Source organism: Schleiferia thermophila (genome assembly GCF_003337435.1).
Lineage (GTDB): Bacteria > Bacteroidota > Bacteroidia > Flavobacteriales > Schleiferiaceae > Schleiferia > Schleiferia thermophila.
On sequence record NZ_QPJS01000001.1, the window covers coordinates 466,457 to 492,424 of the forward strand.

The following is a 25,968-nucleotide window of genomic DNA, read 5'->3' on the forward strand; positions in this document are numbered from 1 at the left end:
AGTGTGCGTTAATCTATTGTAAATCAATAGTATTTTATCACCAATTGTTTGTTTATATCATTTATTCCTTTCTATAAGCAGCCATTAAATACTTTCGTGACTCAAATGTAAAGTTTCATGTCTGACCTGCAAATCAGGCGATACCTCGTCGGCACCGCCTGTCTGATTGTCCTTGTATTGGTATACTTGTTTCAGAGAGAATGGTTCTATTCCGGCTTTTATGACACAGGTGCTTCCTCCGATAAGGTACCGGACTTCGATCCCCTAAAATTTTTCATATCCAAATACGCCCGATTTTTGATCAACGACACGATGGCTTTGGGAATCCTTTGGTCGCTGTTTTATGAAAAAAAATATATGAATTTTGCATTTGCCGTATTTCTTGTTGAGGCCATAGTATTGATGCCATTTTATATAACAGGCGTTATCTGGTTTTGGGATTCGCTTCGCTGGTTTCTCAGCCATCTGCACCGTTTGGTAGTCAATCCTTTCTTTATGATGCTGCTCATACCGGCATTTTATTATCAGAAAAATTCTTCCGCCCGATGATTAGCAAGAGCACCATCGATCAGATCTATGAAACAATGCGGATTGAAGAAGTCATTGGCGACTTCGTACACTTGAAGAAAGCCGGTTCCAATTACAAGGCCCTTTCCCCCTTTACCAATGAAAAAACGCCCTCCTTTTATGTAAGTCCTTCCAAACAGATATTCAAATGCTTTTCGTCGGGCATTGGCGGCAATGCCATCACCTTCCTGATGGAATACGAAAAAATGACGTATCAGGAAGCACTGCGCTACATAGCCAAAAAGTATGGTATTCCCATTGAGGAGCGTGAACTAACAACTGAGGAAATCTCCCAAAAAACCCGGGAAGAAAGTCTTTACATCGTCAACGATTGGGCGCGCCGATGGTTTGAAGAGCAGCTTTGGCAGACTGAAGAAGGGCGCGCCGTAGGTTTGGTATATTTCAGAGAGCGCAGTTTCACGGATGCTACCATACGAAAGTTTCAGCTTGGATATTCTCCTACCAACCCACAGGCACTTTTGAATGCAGCCAACCAGGCAGGCCACAATCTCGAATACCTCCTCGAACTTGGCCTTGTAAAGCGTTCAGAGAAGGGCGAACTTTACGATGCTTTTCGCGAGCGAGTCATTTTTCCAATTGTGGACCGTGCAGGACGTGTGGCCGGATTTGCCGGTCGCATCATGAACTCACAAGCTAAAGCTGCCAAATACATCAATTCTCCCGAATGCCCCATCTACAACAAGAGCAAAATCCTCTATGGCCTCTACCATGCTCGTAAATCAATAGCAAAGGCGGATATGTGCTTTTTGGCTGAAGGCTACACGGATGTCATTTCGCTTTATCAGGCAGGTATCGAAAATGTGGTTGCTTCCAGCGGTACATCGCTCACTGAAAGCCAGATTCGACTCATCCGTCAGCTCACGGGTCGCGTAGCCATCCTTTTCGATGGAGATCCTGCAGGCATCAAGGCCTCACAGCGCGGCATTGATATGTTTCTCAGAGAAGATTTCGATGTCAGAGTACTGCTTTTCCCCGAAGGTCACGATCCTGACTCCTTCGCCCGGCAGCACTCATCATCAGTAGTCCAGGAATATATTTCGGAAAATCTCCAGGATTTCATCCGATTCAAAGCTCAGTTTTTAGCGACCGGCCCCGAAGCTACCCCAACCCAAAAAGTTCAGGCTGCACGTGAATTACTCGAAAGCATTGCCCATCTAAGAGGCGAGCTCAAGCAATCCATCTATCTCCGGGACACTGCCCAGATTTTAGGTATCGATCAAACCATCCTATCCACGGAGCTTCGAACCATTCAGGCGCGCCTGCAAAAAGAACTCCTGAAAGATGAACAAAACCGGCAGCGCACAACTGCACCCAAACTTCAGGTGGTCGAAAATCCCAAATCTGAGCCCCGAAATTCAAAGCTCTACTACATCGAGCGGCAGCTGCTCTGGCTGCTGGTCAATTTTGCAAACCGTGAGGACAACTTCACCAATCCCTTTGACCACAGTCAGAAATTTTCTGCCCGCATTGGCGAACTTATTTATGATAGTCTCCTCGAAGACCAGCTTGCTTTTACACACCCCGAGCACAACGTCTTGGCAGATATGATTTTTAAATATTTTAGAAATCATAATAAATTCCCTGAAAGCCAGGACTTTATACGTCATCAATCCATCGACTCCCTGTATGCAGAGCTCTCATCCATCACTTACAAGATCAGTCCAAATTGGGAAAATAAAGGAATCTATGTCACCGATTTTAACCAACTCCTCGAAATCGATACCATAGAAACCATCCTACGCTTCAAAGACCAGCATTTGGCGCTCAATATTGGCGAACTGACCAATGCCCTTTCACAAACTGAAGACGAATCCCAGCGCCTTCAGATAAATAGACTCATCCTCAATAAAATTCAGCTGCGTCAGAAGCTCAACAATCTCCTTCGACGTGTAGTAGGCTGAAAATTTGCAACAGTTTTTCAGCAAATTTGAAGGGTATTGCTAATGGATCGGCAGCCTGGATTAGAAAATTTCAGGTTTATTGGGCTGGTGATAGGTATTTTCGCAGCCGTTTTTACAAGATTTTTGAAAGAATGTCAGAAAAATTCAAAGAATATCAGCAGCTCAATCTGACAGCTGTTCACAAGGAGATCATTGAATTCTGGAAGGAAAATAAAATTTTTGAGCGAAGTGTGGAAGAGCGCGAAGGGGCCCCTGAATTTGTCTTTTACGAAGGTCCCCCAAGTGCTAATGGGATGCCGGGAATTCACCACGTAATGGCACGTACCATCAAAGATCTCTTCTGCCGGTATAAAACCCAACGCGGCTACAAAGTCATACGCAAAGCAGGCTGGGATACACACGGTTTACCCATTGAATTAAGTGTAGAAAAGACGCTCGGCATCACCAAAGAAGACATAGGAAAAAAAATATCGATTGAAGAATACAATGCTGCATGCCGGCGTGAAGTAATGAAATATACTGACGCGTGGAATGAGCTGACCGAGTTAATTGGTTACTGGGTTGATTTGAAAAATCCCTACATCACATACGAAACTGCCTACATCGAATCTGTCTGGTGGTTGCTCAAAAAGATTTACGACAAAGGCCTGCTGTACAAAGGATATACCATACAGCCTTATTCACCCAAGGCTGGCACCGGGTTGTCTTCGCATGAGCTCAATCAGCCCGGATGCTACCGCAACATAAAGGATACTTCAGTGGTGGCGATTTTCCAACTGCGCGATCAGCCGTCCAACAGGGAAATTTTTGCCCGTGCATTCGGCACCGAATTTCTTCCAGGGGATGGAATTCTGGCCTGGACTACCACACCATGGACCCTGCCTTCCAATACCGCGCTCACCGTAGGGCCGGCCATCCAATACGCACTGATAGAAACATTCAACCCATACACCCATCAACCACAACGCGTAATACAGGCCAGTGATTTGATCGAAAAGAATTTCGGAAAGCAGTTCATTCAGGTATTTACATCTGAAGAAATTGGCACCTACTCCGGCGATCCAAAAGCTAAAATCCCCTACCGTATTATCAGCACCTGTACTGGTGAGGCCCTGTGCGGTTTACAGTATCATCAATTGTTGCCTTATGCTTTGCCATATAAAGATGCCGAAAAAGCATTTGTGGTGATTTCTGGCGACTTTGTCACTACAGAAGATGGTACCGGTATCGTGCATACCGCTCCTACTTTCGGGGCAGACGATGCCAAAGTTGCCGCTGATTGGGGAGTACCGCCCATGCTCGTACCGGATCGTGATGGCCGTCCTGTGCCTCTTGTAGACCTACAAGGCCGGTTTACTCACCACGTTTCAGATCCACAGTTTGGGTTTGCCGGAGAATATGTAAAGACCGAATACTATACAGACGAGGAACTTAAAGCTGAATACGAAAAGCAAAAAATTTGTCTTAAACCCATAATTCCCGAGCTGAAGCATTATCTTTCTGTAGATGAGCGCATTGCTTTGAAACTAAAAATGGAAGGACATGCCTTTAAAATTGAAAAATATGAACACAGTTATCCACACTGCTGGCGTACCGATAAGCCTGTTCTGTATTATCCATTGGACAGCTGGTTTATCAATGTAAGAGCTGTAAAAGATCGCCTGGTAGAAAACAACCGCCGTATCCGCTGGAAACCGCAATCTACCGGAACAGGCCGTTTTGCAAATTGGCTCGAAAATATCAACGACTGGAACCTCTCCCGGTCGCGCTTTTGGGGCATTCCATTGCCTATTTGGCGCACCGAAGACGGCTCCGAAGAAAAGTGCATAGGGTCACTGGCAGAGCTAAAAGCTGAAATAGAGCGCTCTGTGGCACTTGGAAACATGACCCACAACCCGCTAAAAGACTTTAATCCGGAAGATACTTCAAAACAGAACTACGAAAAATTTGACCTTCATAAACCATACATCGACGGTATTGTGCTGACCTCTTCGGACGGGAGGCCTATGTACCGCGAAAACGATCTGATCGATGTGTGGTTTGATTCTGGAGCCATGCCGTTTGCCCAGTATCACTACCCGTTTGCTACTGGCGAAAACCTCAGCGCACTTCCCTATCCTGCTGATTTTATCGCCGAAGGAGTGGATCAGACCAGAGGATGGTTTTATACCCTCCATGCCATCAGCACCCTGGTTTACGATACCATCGCGTACAAGACTGTCATATCTAACGGACTCGTATTGGACAAAAACGGCCAAAAGATGTCCAAACGTCTCGGTAATGCCATTGACCCCTTTGATACCATCGAAAAATATGGCTCGGACACTTTACGCTGGTATATGATCACCAACGCACAGCCCTGGGACAATCTGAAATTTGATTTTGAAGGCCTTGTCGAAGTACAGCGCAAATTTTTTGGCACCCTCCACAATACTTACAGCTTTTTTGCTCTCTATGCCAATGTGGATGGATTCAAATGCACTGAGTCACCTGTACCCATGGCACAGCGCACCGAGCTCGATCTGTGGATACTCTCCGAGCTTCATACCCTGATCAAGCGCTGCACCGAGTGGTTCGACGACTACGAGCCCACACAGGCCGGCCGGGCTATTCAGTATTTTGTTACAGAAGATCTTTCCAACTGGTACGTCAGACTTTCACGGCGTAGATTCTGGAAGGGGGAATACAATGCCGACAAAATAGCGGCCTATCAGACCCTCTACGAATGCCTTCTCACTATTTCCAAACTAATGGCCCCCATAGCCCCCTTTTATGCTGAGCAATTGTATAGAAATTTGGTCATCACCACTGGTACCGAGCCTCATCCTTCTGTACACCTGGCTCCTTGGCCCAAGGCCGACGAAAGTCTAATCAACCCCGAGCTCGAAGCACAAACCCACCTGGCACAGCAGATCTGCAGTATGATACTCTCTCTGCGAAAGCGCCAGAAAATCCGAGTCCGCCAGCCCCTTCAAAAAGTGATGATACCCGCACTTCAACAGCAATTGGCTGAGCGCATTGCCCGTGTAGCTGACCTAATCAAGTCAGAAGTCAATGTCAAAGAAATCGAAATCCTGACCAAAGACCAAGGCAAAATCGTAAAACGCGCCAAACCCGACTTCAAAAAACTGGGTGCACGCCTCGGAAAAGCCATGAAAGAAGCCGCACAGGCCATTGCCAGCCTCAGTCCCTCCCAAATCGAAATGCTTGAAACCAATGGATCCATCACTCTTCAGCTCAGCTCTGGACCCGAAACCATAACAGCTGATGAGGTCGAAATCTTTGCCGACAACATACCTGGTTGGCTAGTAGCCGTTGAAAAAGGCCTCACCGTAGCCCTCGATATTACTATCACACCTGACCTCTACCGCGAAGGACTGGCGCGTGACCTGATAAACCGTGTCCAGAATTTACGCAAAGAGCACGGTCTGCAAGTCACCGACCGCATTCACCTATACCTTCAGCCACATCCTGATCTGCAAGAGGCAGTCACACATCAATCGGACTACATCCGTGGAGAAATTCTGGCCAATGAAATTACCTTCACTGACTTGGCCGAAGGTGACCTGCTGGAGTTTGACGATTTCACAGCACTTAGCAGGATAGAAAAAATTTAAATCTGAAATAAGCTAAAAAGCGAAATTTTACTATTTTTTTGAGTGTATACACTACACTCCTTTCTTTCATAAGCCGATGTATAACAAGCTATTAATGGCGTATTGCACATTTGTAAATCTACTGTTTTACCTGGCGGATGGATTTCTGCGAGGGTGCGGTTATTGTAGGGCACGAGGTGTATTTTAGCCGCTGAAATTTTTAATGATGAAAAATAAATTTAAATTGTTACTCGGATTTTTTCTGTTGGTTGTAGTTGGGTTTGCTCAGCAGCGACCAGTAGCTAATAGAGCTCAGAATGCTGCATCCAAAAGAGTTTTGGCCGGGTATGAAGTGACCCTTAACTTAAATGAAGCCAGAGATGGATTGATTCCGGTAGAAATGAAGACTCCCATAGTGGAAGCAGATACAGCAGTATTTGGAATGCCGGCTATAGTGCCGGGCACTTACAAGATTTATGATTTTGGGAGGTTTATTTTTGATTTACAGGCATTTGATGCAGATGGTATGCCACTTTATGTCCAAAAACACGGGTTGAATCAGTGGAAGATTTATCCGGGTCGAAAACTGGCATCTCTACGCTACAAGGCTAAGGAAACCTACAGCGATGAAAGCGACCGAAGAATTTTCGAACCTGCCGGGTCAGATTATCAGGATTCTGTACATTTAATGAATTTGTTTACGTCGGTAGGATTTCTCATTGGACAGGAGCAGCGACCTTACAGGTTAGTCGTCGAGCGTCCGAAATGGCTGTATGGAGTTACCTCCTTGCCCGTGGTTAGCAGAGGTGAAGAGAAGGACGAATTCCGGGGGAGAAATTATTTTGAAATACACGATAACCCGATTTTGTACAGCCGGCCTGATACGGCATCGCTTCAGGTAAAAAATACCCGTGTAATGGTGGGTGTGTATAGTCCTAACCGCGTGATCACAGCCCAAAAATCCCTCGAGCAAATGCAGGATATTTTTGAAGCCGCTGCACTTTACCTGGGAGGAAAACTGCCAACTGAACTGTATACCGTGCTGTTGTATCTTGCAGATCCTGAAGAAATGAGAGGTTCAGGCTTCGGGGCATTAGAGCATGAAACCTCTACAGTCCTATACATGCCCGAGTACGATGGAGATGAGTTTTTCCAATACATGAACGATATCGTAGCGCATGAATTCCTGCACATAGTGACTCCATTGACCTTAAGAAGCCAATATGTACATCATTTTGATTTTAATACTCCGAGAATGTCAAAACACCTGTGGCTTTACGAAGGTGTGACGGAGTACACATCACACCTCATTCAGGTAAGGGCTGGTTTGATTAATGTCGATGAGTTTTTGAACAGAATGAGGGAAAAAATCGTAGCAATGGTCAATTTCAATGCTTTTGTTCCGATGACCACAAGTTCGAAATACGCGTTGGATATCTATCAGGATGAATATCTGAATGTATATAACAAAGGTGCAGTATTGGGAATGTGTATTGACCTCAACCTAAGAGCTCTTTCCAATGGTGAAATGGGGCTGGGAGACGTAATCCGAAAATTACAGAATGTCTACGGAAGGGATACTTTTTTTGTAGATGAAGATTTTTTTGAGATTTTTACTTCACATTCACATCCGGCGATGAAAGAATTTTTTGCCAGATATGTGGAGTCTGCAGAGCCTCTACCCCTTGAGGATTTGCTCGGTAAGGCTGGAGTGAGGTATAAACCCGTATTTACGAGAAAATTTCCCTCTTTCGGAGGAATACGAATTGCATACAATGAAGATCGTAAAGCCATCTATGTATCCGATGTATCAGATCTCGATGCTTTTGGAAAGGAAATGGGCCTGAAAGAGGGCGATGAAATTGTAACTATTAAAGGTATGCCATTTTCGCTGGAGACATTTGAAAGCACTGTGGCCAATTACTTTCAGACGACTAAAGAGGGCGATGTGGTCGAATTTGAAATCAACCGCCCACAAAAAAAGAACAAATACAAGCGCCTGAAGCTCAAGGGAAAGGCAATATTGGTGAATGTAGAGCAGGAACATTTGCTGGAACTCGACCAAAACGCCAGTGAAAAAAACATAGCTTTGAGATTAAAATGGCTAAATCAATAATGAGATACTGCGTTTTATTTTTAGCAAGCTGGCTAATCCTAGTCAGTTGCAGTTCGATCCGAAAAGAGACGTCACCATCGGTGAAAAAAGACGTAGAAGAGACCATTCCCGGATTTGATGTTTCGAATCTCAACCCTGCGATTTCACCTTGTGAAGATTTCTACATGTACACCACCGCCAACTGGATGAGAAAAAACCCTATCCCTGAAAGCGAATCGAGATGGGGGTCTTTTAACATATTGATAGAAAAAAACAATGAAAGACTCTATGCCTTGCTGGAGGAGTTTGCACAATCAAACCAGACAGTAGAAAAATACTCGGCTCGGCAGTTGTGTACAGACTTTTACAAAGCTGCCATGGACAGTGCAGCACTCGAAAAAAAAGGATTGGAAGGCATCACACCGCTGGTAGCACTTGCCGAGCAAATCAAAGATATTAAGTCACTTACGGAATGGTTTCAGTATTCCATGGGTTTGGGAATCCGAATTCCCTTTTACATGGGAGTGCGCACAGATGCCAAAAATCCTGACCGTTATATCGTCTACTGGGGGCAGTCGGGACTTTCGCTACCGGATCGGGACAATTATCTGCGTACGGACAGCTTGAGCTCATTTCAGCAATCCGAATACAAGCGAATGCTCACAGACCTGCTCTCCATGGCCGGATATCAGATCGCAAAAGCACAAAAAATGGCAGAGGATATTTTCCATATTGAGCATGCCATGGCAAGGCTTCACATGGCCAGGCAGGACATGCGCAGGCCTGAACTGACCTTCAACAAAATGAAACTCTCCGAAGCAGATCAAATGACCCGGCATCTAAAGCCAGGTACCATGCTGCAAAATCTGAATGTACAGACAGACTCTATAGTAATAACACATGTGGCATATCTGAGAGCCATGGATTCGCTGCTGGAGGCCTTCAGTCCTGAGCAGTGGAAAAGCTATGCTGTCTGGAAAACCTATGAGGCTTTTGTGGACGCTCTGCCGTATCCCTTTCTGAAAAGACATTTTGACTTTTTTTCAGGTGTGCTCTATGGCACAAAAACCATGAAACCAAGATGGAAGCGTGTGCTTGCCAAAATGAATGAAGGCCTGTCAGAGCCCCTGGGCCGCTTGTTTGCTGAGCGGTATTTCTCACCGGAAGCCAAAGCAGATGTGGAAGAAATGGTGGAAAACATTCGTGAAGTTTTCAGAGAGCGCATCCAAAGCAGAGACTGGATGACTCCTGAAACAAAGGCTAAAGCACTGGAAAAACCCGATGCCTTTACCTACAAGATCGGCTATCCCGACAAGTGGAAAAGCTTCGAAACCCTCGAAATTACAGCAGACAATTACTTGCGAAATATTCAGGCACTTCGTCAGTATCAATTCAGGGAAAACCTGAGCCGCCTGGGCAAGCCCGTCGATAAAGACGAATGGTTTATGGGGGCACATGTAGTAAATGCGTATTACAATCCCACTTTTAATGAAATTGTTTTTCCAGCTGGAATACTACAACCACCATTTTATGACCCGAAAGCCGATGCTGCCATCAACTACGGAGCCATTGGAGGGGTTATAGGCCATGAATTCAGCCATGGATTTGACGACCAAGGCCGCAAATACAATGCTTTCGGACAATTGAGTAATTGGTGGAATGCTGTGGATTCAGCACAGTTTGAAGAAAGGGCTCAACTGCTTGCCGAGCATTACAGCATGTATGAACCACTACCCGGATATACAATTAATGGCAAAATGACACTGGGGGAAAACATAGCAGACTTGGGTGGTCTTACTCTTGCGTACTATGCCTTTCAGCGCTACAAGCAAAAACACCCCTCAAGTTCCATTGCCGGATTTACACCTGAACAGAGAGTATTTCTGGGGTGGGCACAGGTATGGCAAAGTAATGTAACAGATGGATTTCTTCGCATACAGCTTACAACCGATTATCATTCGCCAGCCCGTTACAGGGTTAATGGACCTGTGAGCATGATGAAGGAATTTAAGGAGGCCTGGGGATGTAAAGAAGGGGACCCCATGGTAAAACCGTCAGACAAGCGTGTGGTCATCTGGTAATGAGCGAATTTCAATACAGAGGTTTTGCGATCAGATGTCCTTCTGACCTGAAGAAACTAGAACTTGAAGAGCTCCCTGATGTTTGCCTTGAGCTAAGAAAGTATATTGCCGGAATTCCAACCGATAAGCCTGCGCATCTGGAGAGTTCACTTGGAGTCACCGAACTGACAGTGGCTCTCCATTATCTGCTCAATACTCCAAAAGATGCACTGATCTGGGATGTAGGTCATCAAACTGCAGTTCATAAGGTACTGACGGGTAGGGGAAATCAGATGTATCTGTCATTGAGAAGCCTGAATGGAATATCAGGCTTCCCACTACCTGAGGAAAGTGAACACGACTTGTTTCAGACAGGACACTCTTCCACGAGCATATCTATGGCTCTGGGACTGTGGTTGGCCGATAAAAATCGCCGAATCATTGCTGTAATTGGAGACGGGGCTCTCACAGGCGGACAAGCATATGAAGCCCTCAATATAGCGGGAGCTATGTGCGCCAATATTCTGGTGATTTTCAATGACAATCATTTTTCAATTGAACCTAATGTTGGCGCACTTAGTGTCCACAGCCGATACGAGGAGTTTTTTAAAGCATTAAATTTTCATTATTCAGGACCAATTGATGGAAATGATGTGGTCCGGCTCTTGACAGCATTAAAAGAAGAATTGGACCACAAAGGCCCTCGTGTACTGCATATCAAAACCAAGCCACAGCGTCTTCCTTCTCCACAAAAGACAACATCAATTTTACCTATCCGAAATTTGCTCAGACAAGTGCTTGGGGAGGCTTTTGAGAAGAATGAAAATTTGTATCTCCTCTCCCCGGCCATGCTTTCCGGAGGAGGCTTTCTTCAGTTAAGAGATAAATTTCCGGATAGGGTACTTGACACCGGCATTACCGAGCAGGCCTGTGTCAGTATGGCAGCCGGTCTGTCAAAAGGTGGAAAAAAAACAATAGTTCACTTGTACAGTACGTTTCTGCAGAGAGCATATGACCAGATCATACACGATGTAGCACTCCAAAAGTTACCTGTGCTTTTTTTGATAGACAGAGTCGGTCTTGTGGGCGAAGACGGACCCACGCATCATGGCTTGTTTGACGTGTCCGCTTTATGTAGTTTGCCTGATTTTGAAATTTACCAGCCAGCTGACCTCGAGGATATCCGAACCAGCCTGCAAAATTGGCTACAAAGTCCTCATTTAGCTGCCCTCAGATTCCCTCGAGACAGCTCGTTAATTTCTGGTGAGCAAATACCTGAAGAGCAATTCGATTATTCCAGTACATGCATTCTGGCCAATGGTTTTATTGCCCATATGGCTTATGATGCGTTCCAAAAACTCATAGGGCTTGGATATACGCTCGATTTCAGAATCCTAAAGAGAAAATCTCAGGTATTTGATCCGTCATTTTTAAAAAGTTTAATGCAGTATGATACGCTCTTCTTAGTTGAAGAAGCTTATTTATCAGGTAGTTTTTCGCAAATGGTCATTGCAGAGATTTTTTTACACACTGAAAGAGAAAAAATCCCTAAGATTATCCCAATTGTGCTAAAACCAGGTTTTATCACGCATGGTCATCCAGATGAATTACTATTTTTGACGGGCCTGCATTCGGACCAGATTGTAAAGAAAATTTTATCCAACTTAGACTACAAATGAAAAATAATTCCAATGTAAGTGTGAATAATGACGACAAAGAATTTCAGAAGTATTTTCACAAATTGCTCAATGAAAGAATTCACAAATACTTCCAGGAGCACAACCTGAGCCCCAAAGGCAATAAGGAACTTTACATAAAAGCAATCCTATTGCTAATGTCCTATTTTGTACCGTATATCGTGCTGCTTTTCGCAAATGTTTCTACCCCGGTATTTTACGGACTGTGGGTGTTGATGGGACTGGGCATGGCCGGAGTAGGTATGGGGGTGATGCACGATGGCAATCACGGTTCATTTTCAAAATATGATTTTATGAACCGAATGGCTGGCTTTACCATGTTTTTGCTTTCGGGCAATGTCATCACTTGGAAAATCCAGCACAACATTCTGCATCATACGTACACAAATGTCTATGGAAAAGATGAAGATGTAGACACAGGTGGCCTTATCAGGCTGCACCCAGAGCAAAAGTGGCGGCCGATATATAGGTTACAACCCCTTTATGCACCGCTGTTGTATGGACTGCTTACGTTAAACTGGTTGCTTATCAAAGATTTTGTTCAGTTGTACAGATATCATAAAGAAGGCCTTTTGAAGCAAGCCGGAACCACCTACCGCAAAGAGCTTTTGATTCTGATTATCACCAAACTTGTAAATTATTTTGTTTTTCTCATTCTGCCTTTTGTGCTGATAGACAGAGTATGGTATGAGATACTTACAGGCATCTTGGTGATGCACTTTACAGCCGGGATCACATTGAGCTTCATCTTTCAGATGGCCCATGTGATGCCAGATGTAAAACAAATAGCAGACCTCAGTTCTAAAGAAAAAATCTGGAGCATTCACCAGCTGGCAACAACGGCCAATTTTGCCCGAAAAAACAAAATTTTGACGTGGTATCTTGGTGGACTCAACTTTCAGATTGAGCATCACCTCTTCCCTCATATCAGTCATATTCATTATCCTGAGATTTCAGAAATTGTGAAGCAAACGGCGGAAGAATTCAACATTAAATACATGGAATACAAACGCTTCAGCAGGGCACTGGTTGAGCATTTCCGATATCTCATCTATTTGAGCAAACAAACTTCCTGATGATTTACAGGCTGTTGTATGAAATAGCCATCCGAATCTATGGCAGCCTCATCTTGCTTGCCTCCATCAGTTCAGAGAAAGCCAAAAACTGGGTATCAGGAAGACGAAACTGGTCTCACAGACTTAGAACTTTAAGGCCCAGGGGCGAGCTGTTGTGGATTCACGCTTCATCGCTGGGCGAGTTTGAAATGGCCAAGCCGATTCTGGCAGCTTTAAAACAATCAGGTTCCAGGTTAAAGGTGGTCGTAAGTTTCTTCTCGCCTTCGGGGTTAAAGCATTTTGAAAGCGATGGTTTGACAGATGCAAGTTTTTATTTGCCGCTGGATACGGCTGCAAATGCAAAAAAATTAATTGAAATTTTAAATCCCACAGCTGTTTTATATATCAAATACGAATTCTGGCCAAACATTTTGCAAGCGGTAATAGACAGAAAAATTCCCTTGTTTTTCGCTGGGGTAGTTTTTCGAAGAGACCAATGGTTTTGGACCTTTCCGTTTAATCCTGTTAAGCCCATATTGCATCAATGCACCAAAATCATGGTACAGAATCATCAGTCCTACCAAATTGCAGCGATCAATGGGCTGGCTTACAATACAGTATTGACCGGGGATATGCGCTTTGATCGGGCATGGGATATCCGAAGTACCCCTTATGAGAACGAGTTTATTAAAAAATTTACACATGATAGGTTTACCATTATAGCTGGCAGCAGTTGGCAAGCAGATGAAGAAAAGTATTTTCCACTAATAGAAAAATATAAGCAATGGCGATGGATCATTGCACCGCACGATATTTCGATGGAAAATATTAAAAGAATTGTAAAGAATCTGCCATGCGCTCCTGTACTTTTCACGGAAATGAAAAATGATGTATCGGACAGTAATGTACTACTTGTCAACACCATTGGTCATCTGGCTAAGTTGTACAGATTTGGAAAAGTAGCGTTGATTGGGGGAGGGTTTGGCTCAGGATTGCACAACACTTTAGAAGCGTTGGCTTATGGCATTCCGGTGTGCTTCGGTCCAAAACATAAAAAATTCTGGGAAGCCAGCGAATTGTTGGAAAATGGGCTTGCATATTGCTACCGCACTACCGAAAATTTGGAAAATTACCTCCTCCGCCTTCAATCTCCCATTGATGCACAAATTCTATCCGAAAAAATAATAAAGTGGTTTTATCAATACAGAAATGCAGGCAGTAAGGTGGCGGAAATACTGCTTCAATATCTTAATCGCACCACAACTCAGGGAGCGTAAAGTATGGTGTCTGAAAAGGATTTTAAAAGGGCAATTAAATCGGATTTTTCTTCATCAGACAACCTTAATGGCTTAAGCAAAGGCGATTTGGCAAAATGATTTTTTCCTCCTTTATCATAGTGCTCGATTACTTCTTCCAGTGATTTGAGACTTCCGTCATGCATATAGGGAGCAGTGTACAGTAGATTGCGCAATGTGGGGGTTTTCATCTTTCCAATATCAGATGAATCACGTGTCCGTCGAAAAAGTCCAACATCTGAATACTGCTCGTAAAGTCCAATGTTTTGAAATGAATAGTCGGTAAGGTCCGGGCCATTATGGCAGGCTATGCACCCTGCTTTTCCGGTGAAAAGTTTCCAACCCCTTAGTTCAGTAGAATCCAACACATCATCCCCCAGGTAATACCATCTGTCCCAACGTGAATATCCCGAAATCAACGAACGTTCAAAAAGGGCTATCGCTCTGGCTAAATGATAGAAGTCTATCACATCCGTATCAAAAGCCTCTTTAAACAAGTTCCTGTAATGTGAATTTTGGTTGATTCGGTCAATCAGGTTGGGAATGCTGTTGGCCATTTCTTCCCGATTTTCCAAAGGTCCAAGCATTTGCGATTCGAGTCGTGGATTACCTCCTTCGCGGAAGAAGTATGGATGCCAAGCAACATTGAGCAGGGTGGGAGCATTTCGCGCGGTTTCCATTCCTTGATGCCCAATACTTTTAGGCTTCCCATCGGTAAACGCAAGCTCTGGTAGATGGCATGTAGCGCAGCTTACCGTACTGTCCGCAGAGAGTCCTTTGTCAAAAAACAGTTTTTTCCCCAGCTGTATCCGAGAAGCTGTCGGTGGACTATCTTCTAAATACGGCACTGGAGGAAAACCTCTGTGCGGGGGCTTTATTTCAAAGCTCTCCCCTCGACAGGATGTGGTGATGAATAAAACCTTCAAGCATAATATTGGAATCCAAAGTCCAGATTTCCGGTTCATCTCGCTTGCAGTTTATGGAATGCCGATGTATTTGTGCGTTTGCAGAGAGATTCTCCACTTTGGGTTCTCCAAAATATATTGTGTTATGATGGGCATTACTTCATTTCGTTTGCTCCATTCAGGCTGTAGAAATAGGGCACAATCCTTTGAAACTCTTTCAGCATGCATTTCAGCCCACTTAAGGTCGTGTCTGTTGTATACGATTATTTTTACTTCATTAGCTACCTGGTACCACTCATCGCGTGGAGGTTTTGTTTTTTTTGGTGAAAGACAAATCCAATCCCAGATTCCTGTAAGAGGATAAGCTCCAGAGGTTTCCAGGTGAATCTTCAACTTATATTGTTTTAAAGCTTTGGTGAGCGGTCCCATATTCCAGGTGAGCGGTTCACCTCCTGTGACCACTACTGTGTCCGCATGGTTGCGGGCATTTTCTGCTATGGTATTAACATGGGTAGGCGGATGGAGGCTGGCATTCCAGCTTTCCTTCACATCACACCAGTGACACCCCACATCGCACCCTCCAATTCGTATGAAATAAGCGGCCTTACCTGTGTGAAATCCTTCTCCCTGAATGGTGTAAAACTCTTCCATCAGTGGTACATAGTACCCATCGGAAACGAGTTCTAAATTTTTTACTTCCAATTCGTTCATGGCTTTACAAAGGTAAGGTTAATCTATACTTGAAAATGTGACGGAGATGGATTTAGGATTTTGAAAAAAGAATTAGTGTATTAGTTTTGCAGCCCGAATTTTAAAGCGCTTTTAGCTCAGCTGGTTTAGAGCGCTGCCTTGACAGGGCAGAGGTCACTGGTTCGAACCCAGTAAAGCGCACAGAATACATAGGACTCTATTGATGGTTGAAAATAATGGATCAATCATACATAGAGGGCCTGATTTGGCGAGGTAGCTCAGTCGGTTAGAGCGCAGGATTCATAACCCTGAGGTCACGGGTTCAACTCCCGTCCTCGCTACTCTTGTCAAAACCGGTTTTATTCGACCGGTTTTTTTATTTCCAAATCAAAAAAATATTATTGAGAAAGGAAAATAAGACGTTTGTTCCGCACGATGAATAAGAACAAAAAATACTGTTGAGTCGAATTGGTCGGCAAGTCGCCAGCCATGAGCGATCATTTTTGGCTTTTTGTATAGAAATCTTTTTCGGAAAGTTACTACGGCTCTCTGTGCAGAAGCTCATTTTCCATATTTTTTTCCTTTTTTTTGCTCACGTCCAGGGCGTGTGTGACCCAAAAGACTGCTGTATGATAATAAGTTATACGTCCGGGAACACTGCCTTGAACCCACCTGAGCATATAGCCCAGCTGCAAGGTTAGACCAGGAAACTGATACCCGATATTTAACCAGGACCTGTTTTGGTCAAAATAATTCCAAATTATGTTATCTCCAAAATTGAACAAAATTTCATTGTTGATGGAAAAAAACGGATTGTAATCGCCCAACTGACTACCAAGAAGTGGAAACCGCAAACTTGACATAAAACGAAGTCGGTGATATGCTGTCCACTCATCATTTAAGATATCTCCTCCTCGCAGGACCTGTCGTATTCGGTAATCATATCGAATCCTGTGATTAAAAACAGCCCGAGCGCCAATTTTAAAATTAAAAACCAACTGCATCCAGGGTCTGTGCTCACTTCGGGCAAGAAGTCCGTTGGTTCGCGGTGAAGTATTCAAAAAAGCATACCCGGCAGTACCAGTGACTTGCGGAGTAAAATGCCAGGACAAACCGGTTCTGTAAATAAAAAATGAATTGGGCACATAGTGCAGATCATTCCATACAGAAACTTTTTCACTTACTCTTACACTGGAGATGTACCCGCCCCAAATGGCAGGGGAGTGTTCAATATCTTTAGAAATTTGTCCCTCTGCAAGAGTCAGATACACTAATGAAAAACTACAAAACAAAAATCTCACGTTCATCAAATAATACAGCAAAACTGTCGCCAATTAATTAAAGAAAATGTAATGAAAATCATTATTCTACTCAACAAAAGTGCTTTCAAACATCTGATTCAGGTTTCCTGAATGAGAAATCCTGCATGTATCAGATCTGACCAAAAATTTGGATAGCTCTTTGACACAACACCCGGATGCTCGATAAAAATTTTTCCAAATATCCCTAAAGGCGCAAAGGCCATCGCCATTCGATGGTCTCCGTAGGTGTTAATTAACGTATTCTCTGCAAAAGTGAATCCTCCGCTCAAGCGAATACAATCGTTTCCAAATTCGCATTGAACGGAAAATTTTGAAAGTTCATTGACCAATGCTTCTATTCGGTTGGTTTCTTTAATTCGAAGCGTATTCAGTCCTGTCAGATATCCTTTAATGCCCGAAGCAGCAAGGGCCACAGCAATCGTTTGGGCAATGTCAGGTGTATCTATAAAATTGAGAAACAATGCTTCCGAATTGATTTCACGCATTGAATTCCTGAATAAACGGATACCTGAACCCAGATAAACCGTCTCTACTCCTAGCATATCAAAATATCCCCTTAGAGCAGAATCCCCTTGCATGCTCGGTATCCTCAGACCAGGGAGAAAAATTTCTGCCTCTTTGCTCAGCAAAGCCACAAGGTACCAATACGATGCAGCAGACCAATCGGGCTCTACCCGTACCTTGCTCATTTTTATCGAAGCGGGCAGTATAGTAATATCGGGCAATTGAATTGACACATGAAACCCCAGACGCTGTAAAGTCGATGCAGTCAAATAAATATATGGCACTGATACCTGCCTGCCAGTTATCCGGATGTGCAGACCACTTTTCATTTTTGTCCCGATCAGCATCAGTGCACTGATAAACTGACTGCTGGTTGACCCATCAATTTCTACGTAATGCTCAGTCAAATCTTTGCCTTGAATCCTTACAGGAGGATAACCATCTTTCCCCAAATAAGTAATATCTGCACCCAAATTCCTAAGAGCAGCTACCAATGGACCTATAGGCCTTTCCAACATTCTCGGGGCACCAGTGAGCAGCACGTCACAGCCTGGCATGCTGGCAAAATATGCAAGCAAAAAACGGTATGAAGTGCCAGCCAATTGACAATCGACCACCCCTTCCTTTAGGTCATTATCGAGAATTTTCTGCAGCAATACCGTATCATCCGACTCCGACAGTCCCATAATATCTAATTCCCGGTTGTGCAATGCTTTTAGAATTAAAAGCCTGTTGGATTCACTCTTAGAACCGGGCAGTTCAATTTTGGCACGAATTACACCCGTTGGATGAAATATGGAAATGCTATCGTACTGCAAAAATTCATAGCTCATCACTGGCAAATATCCCTACTTTTCAACTCATAAAGGTTATTTTTGCCCGTAATCACCCAAAAGAAAATCTTAATATGAACAACAGCACCGGACAGGAGCTCGAAACCGGCTTTGAAATACACAAAAATGAAGTTGTGAATGACTATGCTTTAGCTGTGGAGTCCAGAGAAGCAAGTCTGATTGGAAGAAGGGAGGTACTCACCGGAAAGGCAAAGTTCGGAATTTTTGGCGATGGCAAAGAAGTAGCACAAATAGCTTGGGCTAAAGCCTTCAAACCCGGAGACTTTAGATCGGGATACTACCGCGACCAAACCTTTATGATGGCCATAGGAGCACTTACTACACAGGAGTTTTTCGCCAGTCTGTACGCTGATACCGATTTAAATCATGAGCCTGCGTCCGGAGGTCGGCAGATGAACGGCCATTTTGCTACCAGAAGCTTAAACTCCGATGGAAGTTGGAAAAATCTGTCAGAGATGAAAAATTCCTCTGCGGATATTTCGCCTACGGCCTCACAAATGCCCCGATTGGTCGGACTGGCACAAGCGAGCAAAATTTATCGCCATATGGACCAATGGAGCGAAAAACAAAAGTTTTCAAACAATGGAAATGAAATCGCCTGGGGCACCATCGGAAATGCATCTACCAGTGAGGGATTGTTTTTCGAGGCCATCAATGCAGCCGGGGTATTGCAGATACCAATGGTGGTAAGTGTATGGGACGATGACTATGGAATTTCGGTTCACAGTAAACACCAGACCACTAAGGAAAGCATCAGCGAAATCCTCTCAGGCTTTCAGCGCGGAGAAAAACCCGGCTATGAAATATTTGTAGTCAAGGGATGGGACTATCCGGCATTGATCGAAACCTATAAAAAAGCGGAAAAAATAGCACGAGACGAACACGTGCCCGTACTGATACATGTGGTGGAAATGACTCAGCCTCAGGGGCATTCCACTTCAGGCTCTCATGAGCGCTACAAAAGCAAAGAAAGACTTGAGTGGGAAAGAGAATTTGACTGCATTCGCCAGATGCGATTGTGGATAGAGGCTAATGGAATTGCTACACCGGATGAGCTCGACGAGATCGAAAAAGCAGCAAAAAAAGCGGCAAGAGAAGCGAGAGCCAAAGCCTGGAAGGATTATATAACTCCAATCTTGGACGAACGAGCTGAAGCCTTGCGACTTCTGCATGCATTGGCCCAACATTCCGTTGCCTCTGATGAAATCACCAGTCTCTCGACAAACCTGGAAAAAATCAGCGAACCACTCCGACGCGATATCATCACTGCCGTACGTAAGTCACTGAGATTGACTTTACGGGAACCATCAAATCAAAGAGCAGCGCTCGAATATTGGCTGAACCAATATATTGAAAAATACCAGACCAAATACAGCAGCCATTTGTACAGCCAAAGCCAGTGGTCGGCCCTTAATATCAGAGAGGTCAAACCCACCTATAGCGAACAGTCGCCTGAGGTAGATGGCCGAATCGTATTAAGGGAAAATTTCGATCAACTTCTGTCTTCCAGGCCAGAAGTCTTAATCTTTGGCGAAGACAGCGGAAAAATTGGCGATGTAAACCAAGGTCTCGAAGGCTTGCAAAGCAAGCATGGGGAAATGCGGGTCTCCGATACGGGTATTCGTGAGGCTACTATCCTTGGACAAGGAATTGGACTTGCTATGAGGGGACTACGCCCAATAGCAGAAATTCAATATCTCGATTATTTACTGTATGCATTGCAGATAATGAGTGACGATCTGGCTACCGTACAATATCGCACTGTGGGTGGTCAGAAGGCTCCCGTAATCGTTCGCACCCGAGGCCATAGACTGGAAGGCATCTGGCATTCAGGATCTCCAATGGGAGCAATCGTACACTCCATGCGCGGGATCTATGTGTTGGTGCCCCGAGATATGACTAAAGCAGCTGGTTTTTACAACACCATGCTCGATAGCGATGACACCGCGCTCATCATCGAATGTCTGAATGGCTACCGCCTAAAAGAGCGCATCCCTGACAACTTATCCGAAATTAGAACACCGATCGGGGTGGTCGAAACCATACGAACGGGAAAAGACCTCACTGTAGTAACATATGGTTCGAACTGCCGAATAGCTTTGGAGGCTGCAGAAGAACTCTCCCGGTTCGGCATTGAGATTGAGGTTATAGACGTTCAGTCGCTTATACCATTCGACATTCATCACGATATTGTGAAAAGCTTGAAAAAAACCAATCGAATCATATTCTTTGACGAGGATGTGCCGGGTGGAGCCTCTGCTTACATGATGCAGCAGGTGCTCGAAGTGCAAGGAGGTTATAGGTGGCTCGATTCAGCACCACGTACCCTTACCTCCAAAGATCACCGCCCCGCATATGGCTCTGATGGAGATTATTTCAGCAAACCATCGGCCGATGACTTGTGCGATTTGGTCATTGAAGTGATCAAGGAGGCCGAACCGAGTAGATTTTCATAAATTCAATAATTCGGATTGGTATAGCATTTGGCCTTCCGGGAGATTTATCATACCAACATGTGATGAAAATAAAATCAAAAATACCCAGGTTTTTTCTTTCGGTCTTTACGACGATTTTTTCCCTGCAATGTCAGGTATTGATTGCACAGGATGTTATCTATGAAAATCGCATTTATAGTCCATCCGTACGAACCGTTTTGTTTCATCCTGTAGGAAACGAAACCGGTTTCCCGGCCATCCGACTTCGCTCCAACGACCGCCTGATGATCCGATTCGACGATATGGACGAGGGAGTAAAAAATTACCAATACACCTTTGTACACTGCAATGCCGACTGGACTCCCTCCCGCCTTTCAAAAAACGAATATCTAAGCGGGATGACGGACAACTTCATCCAAAATTACGAGTTTTCATTTAATACTTTTTTTCCATATACCCATTTTTATCTGAGTTTTCCCAATCAAAATGTAGGATTTAAAATCTCGGGAAATTACCTGTTGATCATTTACGAAGACAATATCAACAAGCCTGTAATCACACGCCGATTTATCGTGTATGAAGAAATCACCAATGCAGGAATAGAAGTCAGAAGACCAACAGTGGTACAGCTCAACAATACTCATCAGGAGGTAGATGTTTTTCTCAGTCATCCGGGTTATGTAATTCCCGATCCTTACCAGGACCTGCATCTGACCATTTTGCAGAATCAACGTTGGGACAATGCCATAACCCACCTAAAACCGGTATTTGTACAAGCCGGAAGAGTCATCTACAACTTTGACAACGGTGAGAATACCTTCCCTGGAGGCAATGAATTCAGGGTATTTGATATGAAAAACCTTCAAGTTCTGGGCATTGGAATGATGAAAACCGAGCTCAATGAAAACAACTGGAACGTATATCTCTTTCGCGAATCGCCACGAAACCGGGACCGGTATGTTTTCTGGCAAGACATAAATGGCCAGATGGTAATCAGAAGGCAAAACTCCAACAACTCACACATCGAAGCAGACTATGCCTGGGTTGATTTTCAGCTACTGGTACCAGAACCCTTCGCAGAAGGAAACGTGTATGTTTGGGGGCAGCTATCGGACTGGCAACTGCTCCCGGATTTTGTGATGAATTACGATTACGATGCCCGAGCATACAAAGCCAAAATTTTTTTGAAACAAGGATATTACAACTACTTGTACGCATTGCAAAATTTCTCCGGGATAGCAGACCCAGGCCCTATCGAAGGCAACTTCTGGGAAACTGAAAATGAATACACGGTTATATTCTATCACCGCGAAATAGGCATCCGGTATGATCGCATCATCGGTTTTGCCAGATTATCCTCCCGGAGATAAGACTCAAATTTACATCGTTCAATGGCTAAACTACTGCATATTCACCCCGACAATCCCCCACAGCGATTGGTCACTGAAGTCTGTGAGGCATTATCAGAAGGAGCTATCGTGATATACCCTACAGATACAGTCTATTCTTTTGGTTGTGACCTTAGAAAACAAAAAGCCATTGAAAAAATCGCTCGAATTAAGGGTATTAAACCAGAAAAAGCCGAATTTTCTATCATATTTGATGATCTTAGCCGACTTTCTGCGTTTACAAAAGCAGTAGACAATCGCACTTACAAACTTCTCCGTAGAGCATTGCCAGGTCCATACACCATGATTCTGGAGGCCTCCAATGCAATACCCCGCTTTTTCAAGCACAATAAAAAAACCATTGGTATCCGTATTCCGGATCATAAAATTCCCAGATCGATTGTAAGTACTCTTGATTTTCCGATTATTGCAAGCTCAGTTCACGACCCGGAAGACCCCATACAGGAGTATTTTACGGATCCTGAGCTCATCTATGAGCGTTACAAAAACGAGGTAGATCTGGTCATTGATGGTGGTATAGGCCAGTTGTATGCCTCTACCGTCATCGATCTGACCGGAGATGAGCCTTTGGTTGTAAGGGAAGGCATTGGTGTTTTAGATGTGCTTTGAATTCTGAGCTATTTCATTGCTTATTTGGTAAAGGGCCAGACCTGATTCTTGAATTCTACGCGTGCCAATCGGATGTATTTGTCTAAAACCACTCTGCGCACGTCTTCGAAGGGAATGTCCGTCTTTAGTTCATACACCGGCTTAACCCATGGCCAGGGAGAAGCTGTGATAAAACCGGGTCGATCTCCTATCTGATACATGAGGTCCAGGGGTATGAAGTAGGCATACTCACGGTCAGCCTCTACATAAATCTCTACAGGCATTACAGCCTTTCCGTAATTTTCAATTAAAATTACCGCTTTGCCATCTTCAGAGGGTTTTACTTCCTTAATGGCCAGTTTTAGTGTTTTGGTCGAATGAATCCATTGATGAAAGTACCAGTGGAGTTTTACGCCGGAAACTTTTTCAAGGCATCTGCGCAATTCGTCAGGTCCGGGATGTCTAAACTTGTATTGGTCATAAAACAATCGCAATCCTTCGATGACCTTGTCACGGCCAATCATCCCTTCTAACTGAGCCAGCAGAAGTGAGCCCATATAATAAGCTGCTATAGTGTAGTTTCTATTGGTATGGAAGTGGTCGGCATGAATGCTCTTAGGTTCAAACGATCCTTCTCGGGCCAGGGATATATATCGATTCAATGCCGGTACATGTGGGTTTAAGGCTTCCAATTCGTTAGTCGGTGGAAACAGTTCGCTCATAATCAGATTTTCCACATAAGTGGTAAATCCTTCATCCATATAGTGGTGAAGGGATTCATTGAAGCCCAATATGCCGTAAAACCAACAGTGGGCAGCCTCGTGTACACATAAGCCGACCATACCTTTTAGTTCACCGCTACCAAGTATCAGGGTTGCCATGGGATACTCCATCCCTCCGTCACCTCCTTGAATAAAGGAGTATACAGGGTACGGGTATTTTCCAACGTATTTTTCCATCAGTTTAAAAAACCGATTCATGTATTCAGGCAACTGTTCCCACACAGGAACATTGGCAGTGCGGGTTTTGTAGAAAAATCGCAGCAGAGGGCCATCCTCTATTTGAAAGGTGCGGTGAACGTATTCTGGGTCAGCAGCCCAAACAAAATCGTGTACATTTTCTGCCCTAAAATGCCACGTAAGCCGGTCATTAGGTCTGTGCTTGATGGGAGTTGAGGTATATCCGTGACCTATTTGCTCTGCATTCATCAGCTCACCTGTAGCTGCTACCACGTATTTTGCCGGAAGATTAATTTTTACATTCCAATCGCCAAAAATCCCATAAAACTCTCTACCTATGTAGGGATTGGGATGCCAACCCAGGTGGTCGTAGTTACAGAGTTTGGGATACCATTGGGCCATGGAATAAGCTACTCCTTCCGCATTGTAGCGCCCTGTCCGGCGAATCTGCACAGGTACCTGGCTATGATATGTCAGATGGATGACTGCACTATCACCGGGATGAATTCTCACCGATGGTACATGCATGATGGTTTCCAGGATTCTGTATTCGACAGGGGCTCCGTCGATGCTTAAGGTTTTTATTTGATGAAAACCCGTCTCGTTTTCCTTCAGTTTACTGATTCGATCTCCTACTCTTCGGTCGGGGTCGGCTATGGTCCGCGATCGGATGTCCATCATGCTCCCCGGCTGAAATGCATTGTAATAGAGGTGAAAAAACAGCTCGGTCAGCGTGTCAGGACTTTGGTTGTAGAGCACCGTGGTCTGTGTGCCGTCGAATCGATGCGTTTTGTCGTCAAAAACAATGGATATATCGTATTTTACCCGGAGTTGCCAATCTCTTGCATAACTGCAGATCGCATATAGCGAAAGTATTCCTGAAAAGACAATTTTTTTCATTGAAGCTGGATATTGACCGAACAGCAAAAAAACAAAAAAGCCGGTAATAAGCCGGCTTGAAAAAAGAAAATGATCGCAGGTGAGTGGAGTTGGCGGGATTCGAACCCGCGTCCAAACAAGGAATCAGCCAGCTTTCTACATGCTTAGTCTGTCGTTGGGTTTTCGACCAATGGATGGGGACAGACACCCTGCCATTGGCTTAGTTGCTTGCATTTCAGAAGGCAGCCGCAACTTCTGTCCTCCTATTCACCCTTTTCTGACACCCCGAAGTCCATCGCCGGGTGAACGGGCTATGGCGGGATGACTTGCTCTGCCACCTGGTGGCAGATAAAGCTAACCAACCTGTGGTTGATTAAGCAGCAAGTGCGTAGTTAGTGTTGCCATTTATGGCTGTGACCAAGATTTACGAGCTTCGTCACCTGGCTCGGCATGCTTACTGACCCATTCTGCTTGCTGTCAAAACCGGTCAACCCCAAAGAACTTCAGGTAGCAAAACTACAAACAACGTGCTAATTTTAAACTTCTGTATCTGATTGAAAAATAATCGGTGCGTCCTCTGCTATATTGACGGTTGTCATATTTTATTTCCTAAGTGAGTAAAACCTTTACGGTGTAAAAATTACATCGACATGAACCTCAACATTCCCGTAAGAGCAATTATGACTTCCCAGGTCCACACCATAGAAGTAAATCAACATTTGGCTGAAGCAGAAAGGATAATAAAAAAACATAAAATCAGGCATTTACCCGTAGTTGAAAAAGGAAAAATCGTGGGCATGCTCAGCCTTACTGATTTACTACGCGTAAGCTTTGCCGATGCCGTGACGGGAAATGAGTTCAATCCGGAAGTATATGATTTGTTTACAATTGACCAGTTAATGAGCCGTCAATTATTGACTTTAAGGCCGGAGGATACTGTCAAAATTGCCGGAGAGATTTTTGTCAAAAATCAGGTGCATGCCCTTCCGGTGGTAGATGACAGTGGTAAAGTGGTGGGAATTCTTACTACGACTGACCTCATCAAATTTCTTCTTCTACAAGATTCAGACAGGCGCTAAAAAATATTTGCCTTTTACAAAGTAAATGTCCGTTTGCGAGGGTGGAGCAATTAAATT

General features: G+C 44.2%; 17 protein-coding genes, 2 tRNA genes and 1 other RNA gene. 14 read left to right on the forward strand and 6 right to left on the reverse strand.

Features of this window, described 5'->3' with window-relative positions:
• Positions 1-117: 117 nt before the first annotated feature.
• The 8 genes from DES35_RS01990 (at position 118) to DES35_RS02025 (ending at position 14,269) form a co-directional block, all read left to right on the forward strand.
• Positions 118-549: an exosortase F system-associated membrane protein gene (locus DES35_RS01990; RefSeq protein ID WP_037360890.1), complete on the forward strand. Its 432-nt coding sequence runs from the start codon at positions 118-120 to the stop codon at positions 547-549.
• Positions 546-2,489 (forward strand): DNA primase, encoded by a 1,944-nt coding sequence (gene dnaG, locus DES35_RS01995; RefSeq protein WP_114365653.1) that lies wholly within the window; start codon positions 546-548, stop codon positions 2,487-2,489. Before DES35_RS01990 ends, dnaG begins: the two co-directional genes overlap by 4 nt.
• 131 nt (positions 2,490-2,620) lie before the next feature.
• A complete protein-coding gene (ileS, locus tag DES35_RS02000) occupies positions 2,621-6,106 on the forward strand; it encodes an isoleucine--tRNA ligase (protein ID WP_114366012.1) in 3,486 nt (1,161 codons plus the stop codon).
• Between the two features lie 205 nt (positions 6,107-6,311).
• Positions 6,312-8,201 (forward strand): M61 family metallopeptidase, encoded by a 1,890-nt coding sequence (locus DES35_RS02005; RefSeq protein ID WP_170125670.1) that lies wholly within the window; start codon positions 6,312-6,314, stop codon positions 8,199-8,201.
• Positions 8,201-10,261 (forward strand): M13 family metallopeptidase, encoded by a 2,061-nt coding sequence (locus DES35_RS02010; RefSeq protein ID WP_211306522.1) that lies wholly within the window; start codon positions 8,201-8,203, stop codon positions 10,259-10,261. The genes DES35_RS02005 and DES35_RS02010 overlap by 1 nt, the downstream gene beginning before the upstream one ends.
• Complete coding sequence (locus DES35_RS02015; protein WP_114365656.1) at positions 10,261-11,919, forward strand: 1-deoxy-D-xylulose-5-phosphate synthase N-terminal domain-containing protein; 1,659 nt, start codon at positions 10,261-10,263, stop codon at positions 11,917-11,919. The genes DES35_RS02010 and DES35_RS02015 overlap by 1 nt, the downstream gene beginning before the upstream one ends.
• Positions 11,916-13,013: a fatty acid desaturase family protein gene (locus DES35_RS02020; RefSeq protein ID WP_051889480.1), complete on the forward strand. Its 1,098-nt coding sequence runs from the start codon at positions 11,916-11,918 to the stop codon at positions 13,011-13,013. Before DES35_RS02015 ends, DES35_RS02020 begins: the two co-directional genes overlap by 4 nt.
• Positions 13,013-14,269, forward strand: a complete 1,257-nt coding sequence (locus tag DES35_RS02025) for a 3-deoxy-D-manno-octulosonic acid transferase (protein ID WP_114365657.1) — start codon at positions 13,013-13,015, stop codon at positions 14,267-14,269. The genes DES35_RS02020 and DES35_RS02025 overlap by 1 nt, the downstream gene beginning before the upstream one ends.
• Here the strand turns inward: DES35_RS02025 and DES35_RS02030 are convergent.
• Positions 14,257-15,252, reverse strand: coding sequence for a cytochrome-c peroxidase (locus DES35_RS02030; RefSeq protein WP_114365658.1), 996 nt, complete (start codon positions 15,250-15,252; stop codon positions 14,257-14,259). The genes DES35_RS02025 and DES35_RS02030 overlap by 13 nt on opposite strands.
• A gap of 12 nt (positions 15,253-15,264) precedes the next feature.
• Positions 15,265-15,903 (reverse strand): 7-carboxy-7-deazaguanine synthase QueE, encoded by a 639-nt coding sequence (locus DES35_RS02035; protein ID WP_114365659.1) that lies wholly within the window; start codon positions 15,901-15,903, stop codon positions 15,265-15,267.
• Positions 15,904-16,008: 105 nt separating this feature from the next.
• Between DES35_RS02035 and DES35_RS02040 the strand changes: the two genes are divergently transcribed.
• Together DES35_RS02040 and DES35_RS02045 are read left to right on the forward strand one after the other, a co-directional pair.
• Positions 16,009-16,083: transfer RNA gene (locus DES35_RS02040), tRNA-Val, on the forward strand.
• Positions 16,084-16,149: 66 nt separating this feature from the next.
• Positions 16,150-16,223 (forward strand) — tRNA-Met (locus DES35_RS02045).
• A gap of 198 nt (positions 16,224-16,421) precedes the next feature.
• On the opposite strand, the gene DES35_RS02050 is transcribed toward DES35_RS02045, so the two are convergent.
• Together DES35_RS02050 and DES35_RS02055 are read right to left on the reverse strand one after the other, a co-directional pair.
• Positions 16,422-17,153, reverse strand: a complete 732-nt coding sequence (locus DES35_RS02050; protein ID WP_211306523.1) for a DUF2490 domain-containing protein — start codon at positions 17,151-17,153, stop codon at positions 16,422-16,424.
• A 128-nt stretch (positions 17,154-17,281) separates the two neighbouring features.
• Positions 17,282-18,541, reverse strand: a complete 1,260-nt coding sequence (locus DES35_RS02055) for a 3-phosphoshikimate 1-carboxyvinyltransferase (protein WP_114365661.1) — start codon at positions 18,539-18,541, stop codon at positions 17,282-17,284.
• Positions 18,542-18,615: 74 nt separating this feature from the next.
• On the opposite strand from DES35_RS02055, the gene DES35_RS02060 reads away from it, so the two are divergent.
• From DES35_RS02060 to DES35_RS02070, 3 genes are all read left to right on the forward strand, one after another.
• Positions 18,616-21,018, forward strand: coding sequence for an alpha-ketoacid dehydrogenase subunit alpha/beta (locus DES35_RS02060; RefSeq protein ID WP_114365662.1), 2,403 nt, complete (start codon positions 18,616-18,618; stop codon positions 21,016-21,018).
• A gap of 62 nt (positions 21,019-21,080) precedes the next feature.
• The gene (locus DES35_RS02065) at positions 21,081-22,367 is read left to right on the forward strand and encodes a type IX secretion system plug protein (RefSeq protein ID WP_037361178.1); all 1,287 of its coding nucleotides are present in this window, start codon (positions 21,081-21,083) and stop codon (positions 22,365-22,367) included.
• A gap of 21 nt (positions 22,368-22,388) precedes the next feature.
• Positions 22,389-23,015, forward strand: coding sequence for an L-threonylcarbamoyladenylate synthase (locus tag DES35_RS02070; protein WP_114365663.1), 627 nt, complete (start codon positions 22,389-22,391; stop codon positions 23,013-23,015).
• A gap of 20 nt (positions 23,016-23,035) precedes the next feature.
• On the opposite strand, the gene DES35_RS02075 is transcribed toward DES35_RS02070, so the two are convergent.
• Positions 23,036-24,853: a M1 family metallopeptidase gene (locus tag DES35_RS02075; RefSeq protein ID WP_114365664.1), complete on the reverse strand. Its 1,818-nt coding sequence runs from the start codon at positions 24,851-24,853 to the stop codon at positions 23,036-23,038.
• A gap of 81 nt (positions 24,854-24,934) precedes the next feature.
• Positions 24,935-25,327: a transfer-messenger RNA gene (gene ssrA, locus DES35_RS02080) on the reverse strand.
• A 155-nt stretch (positions 25,328-25,482) separates the two neighbouring features.
• Here ssrA and DES35_RS02085 point away from each other — a divergent pair.
• Positions 25,483-25,911 (forward strand): CBS domain-containing protein, encoded by a 429-nt coding sequence (locus DES35_RS02085; protein ID WP_037361185.1) that lies wholly within the window; start codon positions 25,483-25,485, stop codon positions 25,909-25,911.
• Positions 25,912-25,968 lie beyond the last annotated feature (57 nt).